We start from the raw sequence: 18,446 nt of genomic DNA on the forward strand, positions 1-18,446 counted from the left end.
TAGAGCGCGTTTTGAACAGGCGGAAAGGTTTGACGGAAAGAATTCTGCCAGAAAGGAGATCATATATGGATCAGACGGAGAGAAAGATGACGAAGATCGCCCGTGAGGTCGGAAAATTTACGGTGCAGACGATGAAAGAAGAGGGGATCGGAACGGCGGAATTTGATTTTATCCATCTTGTCCGCCACAATCCGGGGATCACCCAGACGGAGGTCCGGGAAAAGTTAAAGATCGATAAGGGAGCCGCGGCAAGACGGGCGGCGAGTCTCGAGGCGAAAGGATATCTGGAACGGAAGCCGAATCCGGCGGACGGCCGGAGTCAGCTGCTTTTTGCGACAAAGAAGGCGGAGAAGCTAAAAAATTCAAAGGCGGAGATCGAGACGATCTTTTATGAATGGCTTTTATCCGAACTTCCGGAGGACGAGAGGAACAGATTCTGCGAGACACTGGATAAGCTTTACTGGCGTTCGAAAAATGAGAGGCGTGCGGGGTTTGAAACGGTCTCTAAGCTCGTCGCAGAGCGGCAGAAAGAGGAATCCTGCGGCCGGTATACAGACCATCAGAAGGAACAAGCAGTGAAGCATGACAAAAGAGGAAACGATCATCATAAATAAAAAGAAACTTCATCCGGACCGGATCCTGGATTATTTCCGGGAGGAATGGAAGGTCCTGGCGCTGATCACGGTGTCTGGACTGATCTACAATCTGGGTCTCATGGCGGGACCATGGTTTGAAGGAAAAATGGCGGGCTGCTTGATGAGGATCCTGAGCGGGGCGGAGCGGCTCCCGGCAATGCTCCGGCTGGCGTCTGCTTACGTGATCGTGATCGGGCTGGTGCAGCTGGCCAGATACATCAAGCGGTTTTATGTGCGCCGGTTTGCCAACAATGTGAACAGGAGAATGAAGAGGATCCTCTACCGGACGCTGGTACATAAATCGCGTGTGGAGCTGGAGAAAGAGGGCGCGGGAAATGTCATCACGAAGGCGATCTCCGATGTGGACGACTGCGTGGAAGGCATGAGAAAGTTCACGACGGAGATCTTTGACACGGGCGTGGCGCTTCTCGGCTATATGGGAATGCTGTTTTACTACGACTGGAGACTTGCACTCTGTTCACTGATCTTTCCGCCGTTTTCCTATATTATCGCGGAGAAGATGAAACGGATCGTCCAGAGAACGGGGGCTGCTTACAAGGAACAGACCGGAAAACTCAATGCAGCGACACTGGACCGGATCACAAACGCGATCACATACCGGGTGTTCGGATGTGAGAAGGAGCGGGGAGAAGATTATGAGGTCCATCTGAAAGAGTATGAGCGTGCGGCAGTCAGGGCCAATATCTGGAACGCGGCCCTGCCGCCGGTCTACAAGGTGATCGCGATGGCGGGAACCGTGATGATCCTGTATTTTGGCTCTAAGAACATCCTTGGAAGCGGCTGGACGAGCTGGGATGTCGCAGCATTTACGACCTTCCTCGCGTGCTATACGAAGCTTTCCGACAAGTCCTCGAAGGCGGCGAAACTCTTCAACGCGGTCCACAAGGCACAGGTGTCCTGGAAGCGGATCCATCCGTATATGGAGCGGGCTGCTCAGGCTGAGGAGGAGGATGAGATCGCAGAGCAGACTGAAAAATTCAGTGCAAAAACAGGCGAAAGTCATACGGAACACGGCGTCATTTCCGCAGATCATCTGACATTCAGCTATCCGGGCAGTGCGCCGATCTTTGAGGATCTTTCCTTCACCGCGAAACCTGGACAGATCATCGGAATCACGGGTCCGGTGGCGTGCGGAAAATCGACGCTCGGAAAGACATTTCTCTGCGAATATCCGTATGAAGGCCATCTGACATATGGCGGCAGAGAACTCTCCTCCTGTACGGAACAGGGGCGGAGCAGACTCATCGGATATCTCGGACATGATCCGGAACTTTTGGGCGACAGCATCAGAAATAATGTTCTTTTGGGAGATGACAGTGATGTCTGGACATGGCTGCGTGCTGTATGCTTTGATGAGGAGGTCCGGGAGATGGAGGACCGGGAAGATACGGTTGTCGGAAACAGCGGCGTCCGTCTCTCCGGCGGTCAGGCGGCGCGCCTTGCCCTGGCGAGAATGCTTTGCCATGGAAAGCCGGTGATGATCCTGGATGATCCGTTCTCGGCTCTGGACAGGAGCACGGAGAAACAGGTGTTTGAACATCTGAAGGAGCTCTCGAAGGACCGGATCGTATTCCTGATCTCCCACAGACTGTATCTGTTCCCGGAGTTCGACCAGGTGATCTGGATGGAACACGGGACGGGAACATGCAGCACGCATGAGAAGCTGATGGCAGAAAATAAACAGTATGCCGAGTTGTATCACGCGCAGGCTGCGGAGAAAGAGTCTGCGAATGATGCAGAAGAGATGCAGAAAAAGGAATGTGGAGCTGAAAACAAGGCGTCAGGAGAAATTCGGAAAAACAGGAGATCATCGTCTGATGGGAATGAAAACGGTGGGGAAAGGAGGAAAAAGCAATGAGTGGAAAGAAGAATATCAGTGCGGCATCGATCATCGGAAAAACGGTCACGCGGGAAAAATGGCTTTCCATCGGGATCGTTCTGACGGTGACGGGAGCGGTTGCCATTTCGCTGCTTCCGCCTCTTGTTCTCGGAAAAATCATTGACCGGATCGCCGGCGGAAATTTTTCGGGATTTTCCATGGCGGCGGAGTATTTTCTGCTGATCTTCCTGACCGGGGCGCTGGAGTCCCTGAGAGAGAGTTTCCTCACTGTCTTTGGTCAGAAGATGACGCATGCGTTCAGGAGCGAGCTCTCCGATAAGCTTGTCCGACTGAGTGCAGACACATTAAATAAGGAAGAACCGGGAGCTGTGGTTTCCAGATTTGTCGGCGATGTTGACACCGTGGAAGCGCTGTTTACCTCCGGGATCATCAGCATGTTCGCGGATGCATGCAGAGTCGTCAGCATTTTTGCGGTGATCTGGTTCCAGAACCGCGGACTCGCACTGCTCTTGATCATTCTGATCCCGGTGATCTTTGTGTTCACGAGGATCGTACAGAAGCGGATGCTCACGGCGCAGCTTGCAAACCGTGTGGCGGTGAGCCGTGTCACAAACCATGTTCCGGAGACGATCCGCTGTATCCGGACGATCCACACGCTGGGAAAAGAGACGTACATGGAGAAACGGTATGATGACTATATCGGGGAGAGTTATTCTGCAATCGAGAAAACAAACTTCTATGATGCAGTCTACTCACCGGTGATCCTGTTTCTCAACGCGGTCGCCGTTGCGGCCGTGATGCTGCTCGCCGCGTCCGGAAATGCGAAGGTCCTGGCTTTGTTCGGCATGTCCGTGGGAACGTCGGTTGCAGTCATCAATTATATTTCCCAGGTGTTCTCCCCGATCGAGAATCTCGGAATGGAGATCCAGACGATCCAGTCGGCGGTTGCCGGTGTATACAGGATCAATGAGTTCCTGGCGAAAACGGAGAGGGAGAACATGAAGGAGACCATGCCGGACCATGCCGGAAAATCGGAGCCGGGAAAGGAAAAGGACGGAGAGACTGATACCGGAGATAAGCGGAAGGAAAAGAAGAACACAGAGGGAGAAACGTGCATGGATCACGGGGGATCGAAAGAAGAACCCTGTGTAGAATTTAAGAATATTACTTTCGGCTACGATGACCATGTTGTTTTGAAAAATTTAAGTTTCGCAATTTACCCAGGCGAGCAGGTGACGCTGACGGGGCGCACCGGCGCCGGAAAGAGTACGATCTTTAAGCTGCTTTTGGGACTTTACCGGCCGAATTCCGGTGAGGCGCTGATCGAGGGCGAGGAGGCATACCGGATCCCGGACAGGGAGAAGCGGACGAAGTTTGGTTATGTGGAGCAGTCGTTCCACATGGTCCCGGGGACGGTGCGCGACCAGATTACGCTGTTTGATGCGGCGATCGGGGATGCGGAGGTTCAGGCAGCTGCAGAGCTTGTGGGGCTTCACGAGACGATCATGGGGCTGGATCAGGGATATGACACGTTATGTAAACCGGAAATCTTCTCTCAGGGACAGTGGCAGCTTTTGTCTATCGCAAGAGCAGTTGCCGGAGAACCGAGGATCCTGCTTCTCGATGAGATCACGGCGAATCTGGATGCAGATACGGAGGAGATGGTGCTCCGGGCGCTGAAGAGTGCGTCTGAGGGGCGGACGGTGATCTCAATCTCGCATCGGGTTTATCAGAGAGATGCGGGGGAGAGGATCAGGTATTTGGAGATTTAACAAGAATCAGCAAGAATTCTCCCACATCTAGGGAGTATGTCACTTTTCATTTACAAATTAAGGAAACGGGAATATAATAAGCCGAAGAAAAATACCGCTTTTTGTCAGGTTTGCATTCGGGAATCGTTGGTTCCGGAGGGTACTTTCCTGGCAGGGCGGTCTGGCGGGAGGTAAAAAATGTCAATTTTATTTGCAATTGTATTCCTTGTGTTGATCTTTAAATGTGTCGGTCTTGTCCTCGGAGTCTGCGGAAAGCTTCTTGGTGCGGTCCTCAGTCTGTTTGGATTTATCGTATCGATCGCGATCGGAGCTGTCGTGTTCGGACTTTCTACGGCGTTTGCGCTGGTGCTGTTATGCATCGCGGCAGTATGGCTTTTGATCAAGCTGATCTTTTAGAGTTTTGCTGAACCGGTAAAATCCGCGGCGGAGTCTTGACAAACGGGAGAAAATCCATTAAAATCCATCATATATGCATATCAGACAGGCATTGAAGAGGGAAAGTAGATGAAGGGCGGCATTCCAGAGAGAAAGCGGATGGTGAGAGCTTTTATGTGCGCGTTGTTGAACCGGCCTCGGAGCTTTGTGCGAGAGATGGAAAATGTCGTAATGGACAGCTAATATCACGGAGATCGGGATTGCTGCGGAACGACTGCATCGTTAAGTACAGCGTAGATCCGGCGTTAACGGATATCAGAGGAGAGTTTCCGCGACAGGCGGAAGCTAATTTGGGTGGTAACGCCGGCTGTCGGTCCCTTGCGTGGGGAGCGGCAGCCTTTTTTGTTTCACAGGAAATTCCGATGGAACTTCCTGTGAAACAAAAAGGCACTGCGTGCCTAAGATGCGCACTCGCGCGAAGATGAAGGCTGTCGCAAGCGACCGCGCGAGACGCCTGAATGTGCCAGGACACATTCCTTTTTAACAGGAAATTCTCCGCATCTGAAACAGAGAGACATGCAGACAATGAATTTTTATATAAAGGAGAAAACAATGGCAAGAGACAAGAAACTTGTGGAATCCATCACTTCCATGGAAGACGATTTCGCGCAGTGGTACACAGACGTTGTAAAAAAGGCAGAATTATGTGATTATGCGAGCGTAAAGGGCTGCATGGTCATCAAACCGGACGGATATGCGATCTGGGAGAATATCCAGCATGAGCTTGATAAGCGCTTTAAAAAAGCAGGCGTAAAGAATGTTTACATGCCGTTATTCATTCCGGAGAGCTTACTTGATAAAGAGAAAGACCATGTCGAAGGTTTCGCACCGGAGGTAGCATGGGTGACTCAGGGAGGTCTTGAGCCGCTTCAGGAGCGTCTCTGTGTCCGCCCGACATCCGAGACTCTGTTCTGTGATTTCTACCAGAAAGACATCCACTCCTACCGTGATCTTCCGAAGGTTTACAACCAGTGGTGTTCCGTTGTGAGATGGGAGAAGACGACAAGACCGTTCCTCCGTTCCAGAGAGTTCTTATGGCAGGAGGGCCACACAGCTCATGCGACTGCTGAGGAAGCTCAGGAGAGAACGATCCAGATGTTAAATCTCTATGCTGACTTTTGTGAGGATTTCCTTGCGATCCCGGTTGTCCGCGGACAGAAGACAGACAAGGAGAAGTTCGCAGGTGCAGAGGCAACCTACACGATCGAGTCCTTAATGCATGACGGTAAGGCACTTCAGTCCGGAACCAGCCACAACTTCGGGGATGGTTTTGCGAAGGCATTCGGAATCCAGTATTCTGATAAAGATAACCAGTTAAAATATGTTCACCAGACATCCTGGGGTATGACAACCCGTATGATCGGTGCGATCATCATGGTACATGGTGACAACGAAGGTCTTGTACTTCCGCCGAACGTAGCTCCGACACAGGTTGTGATCGTTCCGATCCGCCAGCAGCAGGAGGGCGTTCTCGAGAAGGCAAGAGAAGTGGAAGAGGTTCTCTCCAACTTCCGCGTAAAAGTTGATGATTCCGACAAGAGCCCGGGCTGGAAGTTCTCTGAGTCCGAGATGAGAGGAATCCCGGTTCGTGTAGAACTCGGACCGAAGGATATCGAGGCAGGACAGGCAGTTCTTGTCCGCCGTGATACTCACGAGAAGATCACAGTTGCATTAAGCGAGATCGCAGAGAAGGTTGACGAGCTCTTAAAGACGATCCAGCACGATATGTACGAGCGTGCGAAAGCACATCGTGACGCGCATACTTACGATGCCCACAACATGGAAGAGATGAGGGACATCGCAGACAACAAGCCGGGCTTCATCCGTGCAATGTGGTGCGGCTGCCAGGAGTGTGAGGACAAGTTAAAAGAGCAGGTAGGCGTTACATCCAGATGTATGCCGTTCAAGCAGGAAAAGCTTGCTGATACCTGCGTATGCTGCGGCAAACCGGCAACCAAGATGGTTTACTGGGGCAAAGCATATTAATGAAACGATGGGATATCAAAGACCTGACGCTCGGGGGGCTGTTTACAGCCCTCATCGCCGTCGGGGCTTTTCTTAAGATCACGATCCCTGTCCAGCCGGTGCCGATGCATTTTACGCTGCAGTTTTTCTTTGTCCTGCTGGCGGCTCTGCTCCTGGGATCAAAGCGGGCGTTTGCGAGTGTGATCACATATCTTGTGATCGGACTCTGCGGACTTCCGATCTTTGCGACGGGCGGCGGACCGGCGTATCTGTTAAAACCGACGTTCGGATTCCTGATCGGCTTTGCGGCGGCTGCTTTTGTGACCGGACGTGTATATGAGATCAGAAAGAGCACATCATTCTTCTGGCTGTTGTTTTCCGCGTTCTGGGGACTTCTCACGGATTATGCCTGCGGAATGATCTATTTTTATGTGTGCAGCAATTTTGTCCTCGGCGTGAGTGTCGGCTGGAAGCTTGTGTTTATCAACTGTTTCCTCCTGACGGTCGGTGAGGATTTTATTTTATGTATTCTGGCGGCTGTGCTTGCAAAACGGCTGATCCCGATCCTAGGGAAGCTTGCAAAGTAAGAAGAAAATCCGGGTCGGTCTTTTGAGCAACGGTTCGGCAGGGCAGGCAGTGCAGACAGAATCTTGTGGAGTTTCGAAATGAAATTTCCGATAAAGAAAAAGGAGGTACCGGACCAGTGAGAATTGAGATGCCTTATGAGGCGGAATGGATCATTGACAATATACGAAGCCACGGATATGAGGCGTTTATCGTCGGCGGCTGTGTCCGGGACGCCGTTCTCGGAAGGATCCCGGGGGACTGGGATATCACAACCTCTGCAAAGCCGGAGCAGGTGAAGGAGATCTTCGGAAAGACGGTCGATACGGGATTGAAGCACGGCACGGTGACGATCATCAAGCATGGAAAAGGCTATGAGGTGACGACATACCGGATCGATGGGGAATATCTGGATGGGAGACATCCGGAGACCGTGGAATTTACGCCGGATCTGAGGGAAGATCTGAAACGCCGGGATTTTACGATCAACGCCATGGCATACAGCCATGAGACGGGGATCGTGGATGAATTTGAGGGCATGGAAGATCTGAAACGCCGGGTGATCCGGTGCGTCGGCTGTGCGAGGGACCGCTTTACGGAGGACGCGCTGAGGATCCTAAGGGCTGTCCGGTTTGCCGCCCAGCTTGATTTTGTGATCGAGGATGAGACATACCGGGCGATCGCCGAGATCGCGCCGAACCTGGTCCATGTCAGCAAGGAGAGGATCCAGGTGGAGCTCACGAAACTCCTGCTCTCGGATCATCCTGAGAAGATCTGGATGGTGGAGGAGACCGGGATCGCATCGTATGTGGCCCCGGGATTTCCGGAGGTCTTTGAGCGGGAACTCCGGGAGAATGAGCCAGAAAGCGGAAGCATGATGCAGGAAAAACGGAATGACCGGGAGATCCTTAAAACATGCTGGAAGGGCGTTTCCTCCCTCACGGCGGATAAGTCCCACCGGTGGGCCGGATTTCTGCGCCATATGAAGCCGGAAGAAGCGGTGAAGATCTTACGAGGCCTGAAACTTGATAATGATACGATCGGGAACGTGAAAAACATGCTGAATGTTTTTCAGACACCTCCTGGTGCGGATAAGATCGAGATCAGAAGAGCCCTGAGTAAGGTTACGGAGTACCAGTTCCTCGGTGCCATGCAGTTAAAGAAAATGGACGGAGACCGGAGCGTCCCGGAGATCCTGCATCTTTTTGAGGAGATCAGGGAAGCGGGGGACTGCGTAAGTCTGAAACAGCTTGCGGTCAATGGCGGTGATCTTCTTGCGATGGGACTGGAACATGGAAAAGAGATCGGAGACGGACTCCTGTATCTTTTGAACATTGTGATCGAACATCCAGAACTGAATAAAAAAGATATATTATTAGAAAAAATCAGCCAATTCAAATAATACCAGAAGAACATTGTATGAAGGACATCTGCCGGGAATCCGGCAGGTGTCTTTTGCTGTTGCGGATGTATGTTTGTGGGAATAATCACCATGGTTTTCTCATATCTTGTGCAGAAAGCTGGAAAAGGTCAGAACGGGATATGGGGGGATCAAATCGTGATCGACTGGAAAGAAGAGGCAGAGAAAACGTATGGATTTCAGGTGAATACACTGCGGCGGGGACGCGGGTCCTGGATCCTGGAGACGGATCAGGGGCTGCGGCTTTTAAAGGAATATCGGGGAAGCGTGAACCGTCTGGAGTTCGAGGAGGCGGTTTTGCAGTCTCTGGACGGGATGGAGACGGTAAAGGCAGATCAGTATGTGAGAAACTCCGAGGGAGAACTTTTATCTTCGGCGGAGGATGGAAGCCGGTATATTGTGAAACAATGGTATGCGGACCGGGAATGTGATCTGAAAGATGAGAAGGAGCTCCTCTCGGCGGCCCGGGCGCTGGCGCTCCTGCACCGGCAGTTTCGCGAAGTAAAGAGGCAGGCTGAATGGAATATGAGATCCATGGTCTCGCCGCCGCTTTTTGAAGCGATGCGACGCCATAACCGGGAGCTCAGGAGGGCGAGAACGTTTATCCGGGGAAAGCGGAAGAAAAATGAGTTTGAGCTCTGCGTGATCAGGAATTTTGAGTGTTTCGCGGTGCAGGCAGAGGAAGCGGAGCAGGGAATGGAACGGCTGTATGAAAAACATGGTGAGGAGATCATGAACGGATATGCGGTCTGCCACGGGGAGCCGGACTACCACCATATTCTGATCGGAAACGGATATACGGCAGTGACGGAATTCAACCAGATGCACCTGGGTGTGCAGATGGAGGACCTGTACTATTTTCTCAGAAAGATCATGGAAAAACATGACTGGAATGAGCGCCTGGGGAGACAGATCATGGAGACGTATGAGCGCGTGCTGCCGATCACGGAGCTGGAACGGCAGGTGCTTTACTATCTGTTCCGGTATCCGGAGAAATACTGGAAGCAGATCAATTTTTATTACAATGCCAACAAGGCCTGGGTGCCTGCGAAGAGCACGGAGAAGATCAAAAAACTGGAGGCACAGCAGAAGATGCGCGAGAAGTTTATCCGCTTTTTTTCCTAGTTGGGAATTTTCGGAACCGAAAATTCCGTATGATACCGTTGGAGTCGCGGATTTTGCCGATTCGGAATGCGGAGCATCGGCAAAATCCTGTTACAGTGTGCGGGCATGGAGTGTCCGTGTACTGTAACATGTTTATCCGGGTGCCTGAAAAATAATGAGTGTACAGGCTTGCAGAACAGGATTGTTATATGATAAGATATGATATAAAAATGCGGCTGTGACCGGAATATAACAGACAGCCGCACAAAGGAGGAAATCCCATGAAATGTCCATTTTGTGGTGCACAGGATACAAAAGTCATCGATTCGCGCCCGGCGGATGACAACAGTTCGATCAGACGCCGCCGTCAGTGCGAAGAGTGCGGGAAACGTTTTACGACGTATGAAAAATTAGAGACAATGCCGCTTATGATCATCAAGAAAGACGACTCCAGAGAACCGTACAACCGGGAGAAGATCGAGAATGGAATCCTTCTTTCCTGTCATAAGCGCCCGGTCTCTTCGGAACAGATCACGAAGATGATCGATGAGATCGAAAAACAGATCTTCAGTATGGAGGAGCGGGAGATCCCGTCCGTGACGATCGGTGAGCTTGTCATGAAAAAGTTAAAGATGGTGGACGAGGTTGCCTATGTCCGTTTCGCGTCCGTCTACCGGGAGTTTAAGGATGTGAACGCATTTATGGAGGAGCTCGCGAAGTTCCTGAACAATAAATAAGAGATGGGGAGAAAACTGCAAAGGGCTGAAAAATTCAAGCCGAACGCAGGGCAGCAGTATGTTTGAGACATTTTATCCGGGAAACTATGTGGACAGTGCATATGAGATCCCATACGAAAAACTTTATGAGAGAGGATATCGCGGGATCATCTTTGATGTGGACAACACGCTGGTTCCCCACGGTGCACCGGCAGATGCGCGGGCGATCGAATTGTTTGAGCGGCTCCGCGCGATCGGGTTTTCGACCTGCATCCTTTCCAACAATAAAGAGCCGCGGGTATCTCCGTTCGCTGACAAGGTGGGGAGTCCCTATATTTTTAAGGGCGGAAAACCGTCGAGAAAAGGATATGAGCGGGCCATGGAACGGATGAAAACAGACCGCGACACGACATTGTTCGTCGGGGATCAGCTTTTTACGGATGTCTGGGGCGCAAACCGGACAGGCCTCTACTCGATCCTCGTAAAGCCGATCAATCCCAAAGAGGAGATCCAGATCGTCCTGAAACGCTATCTCGAGGCGATAGTTCTCGCGTTTTACAGGAAACGATTGAAAAAAATGGGGCAGACAGCCGGGGATTTTTGCAAAAAATAGTTGAAAACCGCAGTAGAATAGTATAGAATAGGATAGAATCAGCTATTAGCGTGAAATGTGAAATAAAATAATTGGAAACAGTTTTAAGGAGGATTATCATTTATGGTATCAGCAGGTGATTTCAGAAATGGCGTTACACTCGAAATTGATGGACAGGTCGTACAGATCTTAGAGTTCCAGCATGTAAAACCGGGTAAAGGCGCTGCTTTCGTTAGAACAAAATTAAAAAACGTGATCAACGGCGGTGTTGTTGAGAGAACTTTCCGTCCGACCGAGAAATTCCCGGCAGCAAGAATCGACCGTGTGGACATGCAGTATTTGTATGCAGACGGCGACCTTTATAACTTCATGGATGTTAACACATACGAGCAGATCGCATTATCCACAGATGTTGTTGGCGATGCATTAAAGTTCGTAAAAGAGAACGAGACTGTTAAAGTCTGCTCCTACAACGGCAAGGTATTCTCTGTTGAGGCTCCGTTATTCGTAGAGCTTGAAGTAACAGATACAGAGCCGGGCTTCAAGGGCGATACAGCTACAGGCGCAACAAAGCCGGCTACTCTTGAGACAGGCGCTCAGATCAACGTTCCGTTATTCGTAAACCAGGGTGATCGCGTTAAGATCGATACACGTACTGGTGAGTACCTTTCCAGAGCTTAATCTGCAAAAACAAGTTTCAGAATCCCAGGAAACCAGGTGTTTCCTGGGACTTTTTTTACCCTTTTTTGTGCGAAAAATTGCGTAACAGGTTGCCAATTGGGTAAAATTTTCTTATAATGGAAAGGACAGAGAAAGGAAGTGAACACATAATGGAAGGTCGAAGTCATACGATGGAGGCAGACGCACACCCTGAACCGGTGGCAATACGCATGACCGGGGGCTGCTGTTATGTGTGTTGCCGAAATCAATCTGTTCAGTTGTAACCGGTGTCTTTGGATTTACCGGATGCAATGGCTTTGTCTCCATGATCGCATGAATCTTTGCCGGAAATTCCGGGCAGAAATAACAGATTGTGGGGGAAAAGAAAATGCCGAATGATGGAAATGAAACATTTGACATGGAGCATCTTCTGGAGCTGGCAGAGGAAAAAAAATACCGCCTGCTGAAGGAAGAGCTTGTGGAACTGAACGAGGTGGATATCGCATCGTTCATCGAAGAACTGGACTCTGAGCGCACCGTAATCGTGTTCCGGATGCTGCCGAAGGCGCTGGCGACCGAGGTATTTGCCGAGCTTCCGGTGGACAAGCAGAGCCACATCATCAACAGCATCACAGATAAGGAGCTTTCCGAGATCGTGGATGAGCTCTATGTGGATGATGCCGTTGACCTGGTGGAAGAACTCCCGGCGACGGTGGTCCGCCGTGTTTTACAGAACACGAAGCCGGAGACGAGAAAGCTCATCAACCAGTTCTTAAACTATCCGGAGAACAGTGCCGGAAGTATCATGACAGCCGAGTATATCGGACTGAAAAAGAACATGACGGTGGAGCAGTGTTTCGCCTACATCCGCCATCACGCAGTAGATTCCGAGACAATCTACACCTGCTATGTGATGGACGAAAAAAGGATGTTGGACGGTGTGATCACGGTAAAGGACCTTCTCCTTCAGCCGTATGAGCGCCAGGTCGGCGATATCATGGACACGCACGTCATCAAAGCGAAGACGACCGATGACCAGGAGCTTGTGGCCGATACGATGAACAAGTACGGACTTCTCTCCATGCCGGTCGTGGACAGTGAGGACCGTCTGGTCGGGATCATCACGGTCGACGATGTCATGGAAGTCATGGAGGAAGAGGCGACCGAGGACTTCGAGAAGATGGCGGCGATGCTGCCGAGTGAAAAGCCGTATTTAAAGACGGGCGTATTCACGCTGGCGAAGAACAGGATCCCGTGGCTTCTGATCTTGATGCTTTCCAGTACGATCACAGGTGGGATCCTTGTAAAATACGAGAATGCCTTTGCGGCGATCCCGCTTCTCGTGAGCTTTATCCCGATGTTAATGGATACCGGCGGAAACTCCGGAAGCCAGAGCAGCACGATGATCATCCGTGGTATGGCTGTCGGTGATATCGAGCCGAAGGATATCCTGAAAGTCGTGTGGAAGGAAGTAAGGGTCGGTCTGATCGTCGGATTTGTGCTGGCGGTGGTCAATTTTATCCGCCTGATGATCCAGTACCCGGGAAATACGATGATCTGTCTGACGGTTGTGATGAGTCTTTTCTGTACCGTTATCGTCGCGAAGACGATCGGATGCACGCTGCCGATCGGGGCGAAAGTATTAAAACTTGACCCGGCGATCATGGCGTCGCCGATGATCACGACGATCGTGGATGCGGTGAGCCTGATGGTGTACTTTAATCTGGCGTGCCATCTGCTGGATATGACGGTGTAGAGGATGGAAATGATAAGAATGTCTGTCTGCGGACTTATCCGCGGATAAATATATATTAACAGGAGTATGGATTATGGAAAAAGTAAGAACAAGATTTGCGCCGAGCCCGACCGGCCGGATGCATGTAGGTAATTTAAGAACAGCTCTTTACACATACCTGATCGCGAAGCACGAGGGCGGAGATTTCATTCTCCGTATCGAGGATACAGACCAGGAGCGCCACGTTGAGGGCGCCGAGGACATTATCTACCGCACACTGGCAGAGACAGGCCTGGTCCATGACGAAGGTCCGGATAAGGACGGCGGCTACGGTCCGTACGTTCAGAGTGAACGTCAGAAAGCCGGGATCTACATGGAATATGCGAAAAAACTTGTGGAAAAAGGTGAGGCTTACTACTGCTTCTGTACCCAGGAGCGCTTAAATACATTAAAGAAGACCGTAAACGGTGAGGAGATCATGGTTTACGATAAGCATTGCCTGCATCTCTCCAAAGAAGAGGTAGAGGCAAACTTAAAGGCGGGAATGCCGTTCGTCATCCGCCAGAACAACCCGAAAGAGGGAACCACCACATTCCATGACGAGATCTACGGAGATATCACAGTAGACAACGCAGAACTCGACGACATGGTCCTCATCAAATCCGATGGATATCCGACCTACAACTTCGCAAACGTTGTGGATGACCATCTGATGAAGATCACACACGTTGTCCGCGGAAATGAGTACCTTTCCTCCTCTCCGAAATACAACCGTCTCTACGAGGCATTTGGCTGGCAGGTTCCGATCTATGTACACTGCCCGACCATCACAAACGAGGAGCACAAGAAATTAAGTAAGAGAAGCGGACATTCCTCCTTTGAGGATCTTCTTGAGCAGGGATTCTTAACAGAGGCGATCGTAAACTTCGTTGCCCTTTTAGGATGGTCTCCGGCAAACAACCAGGAGTTCTTTACACTTGAGGAGCTTGTAAAAGAGTTCGATTACCACAACATGAGCAAGTCTCCGGCTGTCTTTGATATGACAAAGCTCCGCTGGATGAACGGTGAGTACATCAAGAAGATGGATGATGACAAGTTCTTCGAGATCGCAAAACCGTACCTTGAGGCTGTGATCAAGAAACCGCTGAATTTAAAGAAGATCGCCGGAATGGTAAAGACAAGAATTGAGACTCTGCTCGATATCGCGGATCAGATCGATTTCTTCGAGGAAATGCCGGAATACAGCGCAGATATGTATGTTCATAAGAAGATGAAGACAACAAAAGAGAACTCCTTAGAGACATTGAAGGAAGTTCTTCCGATCCTTGAGGCGCAGGATGACTTCAGCAATGACGCTCTCTTTGAGGCTCTTTCCAAATACGTTGCCGATAAGGGCGTAAAGACAGGCTTCGTAATGTGGCCGATCCGTACCGCAGTGTCCGGAAAGCAGATGACTCCGGCAGGCGCTACTGAGATCATGGAGATCATCGGAAAAGAGGAGTCTCTGGCTCGTATTAAGAAGGGAATCGAACTTCTGGAAGCAGCAGAATAATGGATTTTAATCAGGCACAGATGACGGCCCTGGAACACCGGGATGGACCGATGATGGTCCTCGCGGGTCCGGGGTCCGGAAAAACGACAGTAATTACACACAGAATCAAGAGACTGCTGGAGGCGGGCGTTGACCCCTCCGGCATTCTTGTCATTACGTTCACAAAAGCGGCGGCCACGGAGATGAAGGAACGGTTTCTGAGACTGGCGAGGGAAGAAGACGAAAAGCGGAAACAGGCGGAGCAGAGAGCAGGCGGGAGCCGGACGGGGGCGGAAAAGCCCTTTTTTGGAACTGCTGATCCTGGTCCCCGGAGGCGCGAAGCCTGCGGGACGTCTCTGGAGGCAGCAGGTTCCCGTGTGAGCTTTGGAACCTTTCACTCGGTCTTTTACCATATTTTAAAGTGGGCGTACCGTTTCCCTGCCGGAAATGTGATCAGCGGGGAGGAAAAACGCCAGTATTTTAAGAAGTTTCTCGATGAATCAGAGATGGAGGTCGAGGACGAGGCGGAATTTATCTCCTCCATCATCAATGAGATCAGCTACGTAAAAGGCGAGCGCCTGGATCTGAAGTACTACTATTCCCAGAACTGCCCGGAAGAGTGGTTTAAAAAGCTTTATGACGGGTATGATGAGATGCTGAAAACGACGGGAAAGATCGACTTCGACGATATGCTCGTCATGTGCCATGAGCTGTTTACGGAGCGGAAGGACATCCTGGCAGCATGGCAGAAGAAGTTTAAGTATATTCTCGTGGATGAGTTCCAGGATATTAACCTTCTTCAGTATCAGGTTGTCCGGATGCTGGCACTGCCGGAGAACAATCTCTTTATCGTCGGAGATGATGACCAGTCGATCTACCGGTTCCGCGGGGCGAAGCCGGAGATCATGCTCGGCTTTGAAAAGGATTTTCCGGGGACAAAACGGGTGCTTCTGGGAACGAATTACAGGTCTACAAAGGAAATCGTGGAGACCTCTCTTCGCCTTATTGAGCACAATAAGGTCCGGTTTGATAAGAAGCTGGAGCCGTTCCGGGGATCCGGACGTCCGGTGGATTTCCGGGTTTTCGATAATCCCGGACATGAGATGGACACGGTGGCGCAGAGTATCCGCGCGTACCATGATGCCGGGTATCAGTGGAGCGAGATCGCGGTACTGTTCCGAACAGGGGCAAATTCCGGCCTGATGGCGGAGCGGCTGATGGGCTATAATATTCCGTTTAAGCTGCGGGATGTGATCCCGAATCTTTACAGCCACTGGATCGCGAAGGATCTCTTCGCCTACATGGAGATCGCGGCGGGCAGCAGGAAAAGATCCGATTTTTACAGGATCATGAACCGGCCAAACCGGTATTTCAGCAGGGATGCCTTTGATACGCCGATCGTATCCTTTGACCGCCTGAAATCCTTTTACCAGGATAGGGACTGGATGGAGGAGCGGATCTGTGACCTGGAGGCGGATCTTCGCGCAATGGCGCCGTTAAAGCCTGTGGCGGCAGTCAACTATATCCGGAAGGCGATCGGATACGATGACTATCTGCGGTCCTATGCAGAATTCAGGCGAATGAAGCCGGAGGAACTTTTCGAGACGGCAGATAAGCTCGCGGAGAGCGCGGCGGAATTTGCAACCTTTGTGGAGTGGAAGGAACATGCGGCCCGGTATGAGGAAGAATTAAAGAAGCAGAATCAGGAAGAGCGCGAGGAGACGAAAGACCGCGTGACTCTGTCAACGATGCACAGTGCAAAGGGACTGGAATATCCGGTCGTCTTTGTGGTTGATGCGAATGAGGGGATCGTTCCACACCATAAAGCGGGTCTGCCGGCGGATATCGAGGAGGAGAGACGGCTGTTCTATGTCGCCCTGACACGTGCGAAGGACCGGCTTCATGTAGCGGCGGTGAAGGAGCGGTATCACAGGAAGACGGATGTTTCCCGGTTTGTGGAGGAAGCAGGACTGTGATCAAGTCGAATGTACGTGGGACCTGGTGAGCAATTCTGGTCAGAGCAAGTTGACAAATTCCTCACGGAATTACTGCACTTTGCACTCTGTTTTAAAAAGCGAGGAGAAACATGGGACTTGTTCATATTTACTGCGGAGATGGAAAAGGAAAAACGAGCGCGGCGGTCGGACTGGCCGTCCGGGCGGCAGGATGCGGAAAACGCGTGGTGATCGCGAGATTTTTAAAGACGGACAATTCCGGGGAAGTGGAAATTTTAAAGAAAATCCCGGAGGTTACGCTGATCCCGTGCCGGAAAACATTTGGCTTTGTCCGGTCGATGGATGAAGAGACGAAAAGGGAATGTGCGGCATACCACAGAGAGCTGTTTGGCGAAGCGGTGAAACTCGCGGAACATGCGGATCTGGTGGTGTTTGATGAGATCATGGCGGCTGTAAATTACGGGATGGTTCCGGAACGCGATGTCCTGGAATTTCTTGAAAACCGCCCCGGAAGAGATCAGACGGACGGGCTGGAGATCGTTCTCACTGGGAGAGATCCGTCGGAGAAGCTGATCGCGGCAGCGGATTATGTCTCGGAGATCTGTAAGAGAAAGCATCCGTTTGACCGCGGGATCATGGCGAGACGGGGAGTTGAGTACTGACGTTACAGTACACGGGCACTCCATGCCCGCGCACTGTAACAGGATTTTGCCGATGCTTCGCATTCCGAATCGGCAAAATCTGCTGTCACAACTGTATTGTACGGAATTTTCAGTTCAGAAAATTCCTACCGTGTACAGTAACGTACTGACCGCTTCTTTTTAAAAGTAGCAATTCTTTCTATTGATTTTATGGCAGTTTACTGGTATCCTATAAAAAATGGCAGCCGTGACAGAAAAGAACCGCTGCAAGAAACGGCAGGATGCCGGAAATGAGAGGAATTTGAGATTATGGCAAAGGACAAAAATATGAATCAGGATGCTGCAAACGATGAGGAGATGACCGTGACTCTGACACTGGATGACGGAACCGAGTTAGAGTGCGTGGTCCTTACGATCTTTGAGGCGGCTGATAAGGAATATATCGCGCTTCTTCCGTTAGACGGAAATGAGGCTGAGGATGGCGAGGTATACTTATACCGCTACACAGAGATCAATGGAACTCCGGATATCCAGAACATCGAGAGCGACGAGGAGTACGAGATCGTTGCTGATGCGTTCGATGAACTTCTCGACACTGAAGAGTACGACGAGATTGTAGGCGAGGACGAGCTGGACGACTGATTTAAAAAATGAGAAACAGCAGTTTCCCATAATATGAACCGCTAAGGCGGCGTTTCCGACTTCCGATAGAGGGAGAATGGGGACGCCGCCTTTTTACGTGCAATATACGTGCGGGGCGTAGGATAGCGGGAGCAAATGAGAAATAGAACATAAGTTCGAAAATAACTGTACATTTCTATATAGACATGGTATACTTAAAAGCAGTTAAATATATTTTT

The 18,446-nt window shown here is 50.8% G+C and carries 16 protein-coding genes and 1 other annotated feature; all 16 genes read left to right on the forward strand.

Annotation, left to right across the window (positions count from 1 at the left end; genetic code table 11):
* Positions 1-65 precede the first annotated feature (65 nt).
* The 16 genes from ACXMYH_RS04275 (at position 66) to ACXMYH_RS04350 (ending at position 18,228) form a co-directional block, all read left to right on the forward strand.
* Positions 66-614: a MarR family winged helix-turn-helix transcriptional regulator gene (locus ACXMYH_RS04275; RefSeq protein WP_118529351.1), complete on the forward strand. Its 549-nt coding sequence runs from the start codon at positions 66-68 to the stop codon at positions 612-614.
* Positions 583-2,514 (forward strand): ABC transporter ATP-binding protein, encoded by a 1,932-nt coding sequence (locus ACXMYH_RS04280; protein WP_118529352.1) that lies wholly within the window; start codon positions 583-585, stop codon positions 2,512-2,514. The genes ACXMYH_RS04275 and ACXMYH_RS04280 overlap by 32 nt, the downstream gene beginning before the upstream one ends.
* Positions 2,511-4,268 carry an ABC transporter ATP-binding protein gene (locus tag ACXMYH_RS04285; protein WP_118529353.1) on the forward strand — a complete coding sequence of 586 codons (1,758 nt, stop codon included), beginning with the start codon at positions 2,511-2,513 and terminating at the stop codon, positions 4,266-4,268. The genes ACXMYH_RS04280 and ACXMYH_RS04285 overlap by 4 nt, the downstream gene beginning before the upstream one ends.
* Positions 4,269-4,445: 177 nt before the next feature.
* On the forward strand, positions 4,446-4,664 hold the full coding sequence (locus ACXMYH_RS04290) for a hypothetical protein (RefSeq protein ID WP_118529354.1): 219 nt from the start codon (positions 4,446-4,448) through the stop codon (positions 4,662-4,664).
* A gap of 82 nt (positions 4,665-4,746) precedes the next feature.
* Positions 4,747-5,025, forward strand: a binding site (T-box leader).
* A gap of 230 nt (positions 5,026-5,255) precedes the next feature.
* Positions 5,256-6,689, forward strand: coding sequence for a proline--tRNA ligase (gene proS, locus ACXMYH_RS04295; protein WP_486555592.1), 1,434 nt, complete (start codon positions 5,256-5,258; stop codon positions 6,687-6,689).
* On the forward strand, positions 6,689-7,255 hold the full coding sequence (locus ACXMYH_RS04300; RefSeq protein ID WP_486555593.1) for a biotin transporter BioY: 567 nt from the start codon (positions 6,689-6,691) through the stop codon (positions 7,253-7,255). Before proS ends, ACXMYH_RS04300 begins: the two co-directional genes overlap by 1 nt.
* Positions 7,256-7,371: 116 nt before the next feature.
* Positions 7,372-8,634 carry a CCA tRNA nucleotidyltransferase gene (locus ACXMYH_RS04305; protein ID WP_486555594.1) on the forward strand — a complete coding sequence of 421 codons (1,263 nt, stop codon included), beginning with the start codon at positions 7,372-7,374 and terminating at the stop codon, positions 8,632-8,634.
* Positions 8,635-8,790: 156 nt separating this feature from the next.
* Positions 8,791-9,777, forward strand: a complete 987-nt coding sequence (locus ACXMYH_RS04310; RefSeq protein ID WP_243016051.1) for a protein kinase family protein — start codon at positions 8,791-8,793, stop codon at positions 9,775-9,777.
* Positions 9,778-10,037: 260 nt separating this feature from the next.
* Positions 10,038-10,493, forward strand: a complete 456-nt coding sequence (gene nrdR / locus ACXMYH_RS04315; protein WP_118298799.1) for a transcriptional regulator NrdR — start codon at positions 10,038-10,040, stop codon at positions 10,491-10,493.
* A 58-nt stretch (positions 10,494-10,551) separates the two neighbouring features.
* The gene (locus ACXMYH_RS04320; RefSeq protein WP_118529360.1) at positions 10,552-11,085 is read left to right on the forward strand and encodes a YqeG family HAD IIIA-type phosphatase; all 534 of its coding nucleotides are present in this window, start codon (positions 10,552-10,554) and stop codon (positions 11,083-11,085) included.
* A gap of 102 nt (positions 11,086-11,187) precedes the next feature.
* A complete protein-coding gene (efp, locus tag ACXMYH_RS04325; RefSeq protein WP_118298797.1) occupies positions 11,188-11,745 on the forward strand; it encodes an elongation factor P in 558 nt (185 codons plus the stop codon).
* A 397-nt stretch (positions 11,746-12,142) separates the two neighbouring features.
* Positions 12,143-13,480, forward strand: coding sequence for a magnesium transporter (gene mgtE, locus ACXMYH_RS04330; RefSeq protein ID WP_405580503.1), 1,338 nt, complete (start codon positions 12,143-12,145; stop codon positions 13,478-13,480).
* A gap of 73 nt (positions 13,481-13,553) precedes the next feature.
* On the forward strand, positions 13,554-15,011 hold the full coding sequence (gltX, locus tag ACXMYH_RS04335; RefSeq protein ID WP_118513876.1) for a glutamate--tRNA ligase: 1,458 nt from the start codon (positions 13,554-13,556) through the stop codon (positions 15,009-15,011).
* Entirely contained in the window at positions 15,011-16,966 is a 1,956-nt protein-coding gene (locus tag ACXMYH_RS04340) for an ATP-dependent helicase (protein ID WP_486555595.1), read from the forward strand. The genes gltX and ACXMYH_RS04340 overlap by 1 nt, the downstream gene beginning before the upstream one ends.
* 110 nt (positions 16,967-17,076) lie before the next feature.
* Positions 17,077-17,607: a cob(I)yrinic acid a,c-diamide adenosyltransferase gene (locus tag ACXMYH_RS04345; protein WP_118529362.1), complete on the forward strand. Its 531-nt coding sequence runs from the start codon at positions 17,077-17,079 to the stop codon at positions 17,605-17,607.
* Between the two features lie 288 nt (positions 17,608-17,895).
* Positions 17,896-18,228: a DUF1292 domain-containing protein gene (locus ACXMYH_RS04350; protein WP_118298792.1), complete on the forward strand. Its 333-nt coding sequence runs from the start codon at positions 17,896-17,898 to the stop codon at positions 18,226-18,228.
* Positions 18,229-18,446: the final 218 nt, after the last annotated feature.

It is taken from the genome of Pilosibacter sp. NGB245 (assembly GCF_057397225.1).

Bases quoted from the DNA above. Each gene is read 5' to 3' on its own strand.
- ACXMYH_RS04345 (WP_118529362.1), top strand. From the start codon at position 17,077: ATGGGACTTGTTCATATTTACTGCGGAGATGGAAAAGGAAAAACGAGC.
- ACXMYH_RS04300 (WP_486555593.1), top strand. From the start codon at position 6,689: ATGAAACGATGGGATATCAAAGACCTGACGCTCGGGGGGCTGTTTACA.
- gltX (WP_118513876.1), top strand. From the start codon at position 13,554: ATGGAAAAAGTAAGAACAAGATTTGCGCCGAGCCCGACCGGCCGGATG.
- ACXMYH_RS04280 (WP_118529352.1), top strand. From the start codon at position 583: ATGACAAAAGAGGAAACGATCATCATAAATAAAAAGAAACTTCATCCG.
- mgtE (WP_405580503.1), top strand. From the start codon at position 12,143: ATGGAGCATCTTCTGGAGCTGGCAGAGGAAAAAAAATACCGCCTGCTG.
- nrdR (WP_118298799.1), top strand. From the start codon at position 10,038: ATGAAATGTCCATTTTGTGGTGCACAGGATACAAAAGTCATCGATTCG.
- proS (WP_486555592.1), top strand. From the start codon at position 5,256: ATGGCAAGAGACAAGAAACTTGTGGAATCCATCACTTCCATGGAAGAC.
- ACXMYH_RS04320 (WP_118529360.1), top strand. From the start codon at position 10,552: ATGTTTGAGACATTTTATCCGGGAAACTATGTGGACAGTGCATATGAG.
- ACXMYH_RS04350 (WP_118298792.1), top strand. From the start codon at position 17,896: ATGGCAAAGGACAAAAATATGAATCAGGATGCTGCAAACGATGAGGAG.
- ACXMYH_RS04290 (WP_118529354.1), top strand. From the start codon at position 4,446: ATGTCAATTTTATTTGCAATTGTATTCCTTGTGTTGATCTTTAAATGT.
- ACXMYH_RS04285 (WP_118529353.1), top strand. From the start codon at position 2,511: ATGAGTGGAAAGAAGAATATCAGTGCGGCATCGATCATCGGAAAAACG.
- ACXMYH_RS04340 (WP_486555595.1), top strand. From the start codon at position 15,011: ATGGATTTTAATCAGGCACAGATGACGGCCCTGGAACACCGGGATGGA.
- efp (WP_118298797.1), top strand. From the start codon at position 11,188: ATGGTATCAGCAGGTGATTTCAGAAATGGCGTTACACTCGAAATTGAT.
- ACXMYH_RS04275 (WP_118529351.1), top strand. From the start codon at position 66: ATGGATCAGACGGAGAGAAAGATGACGAAGATCGCCCGTGAGGTCGGA.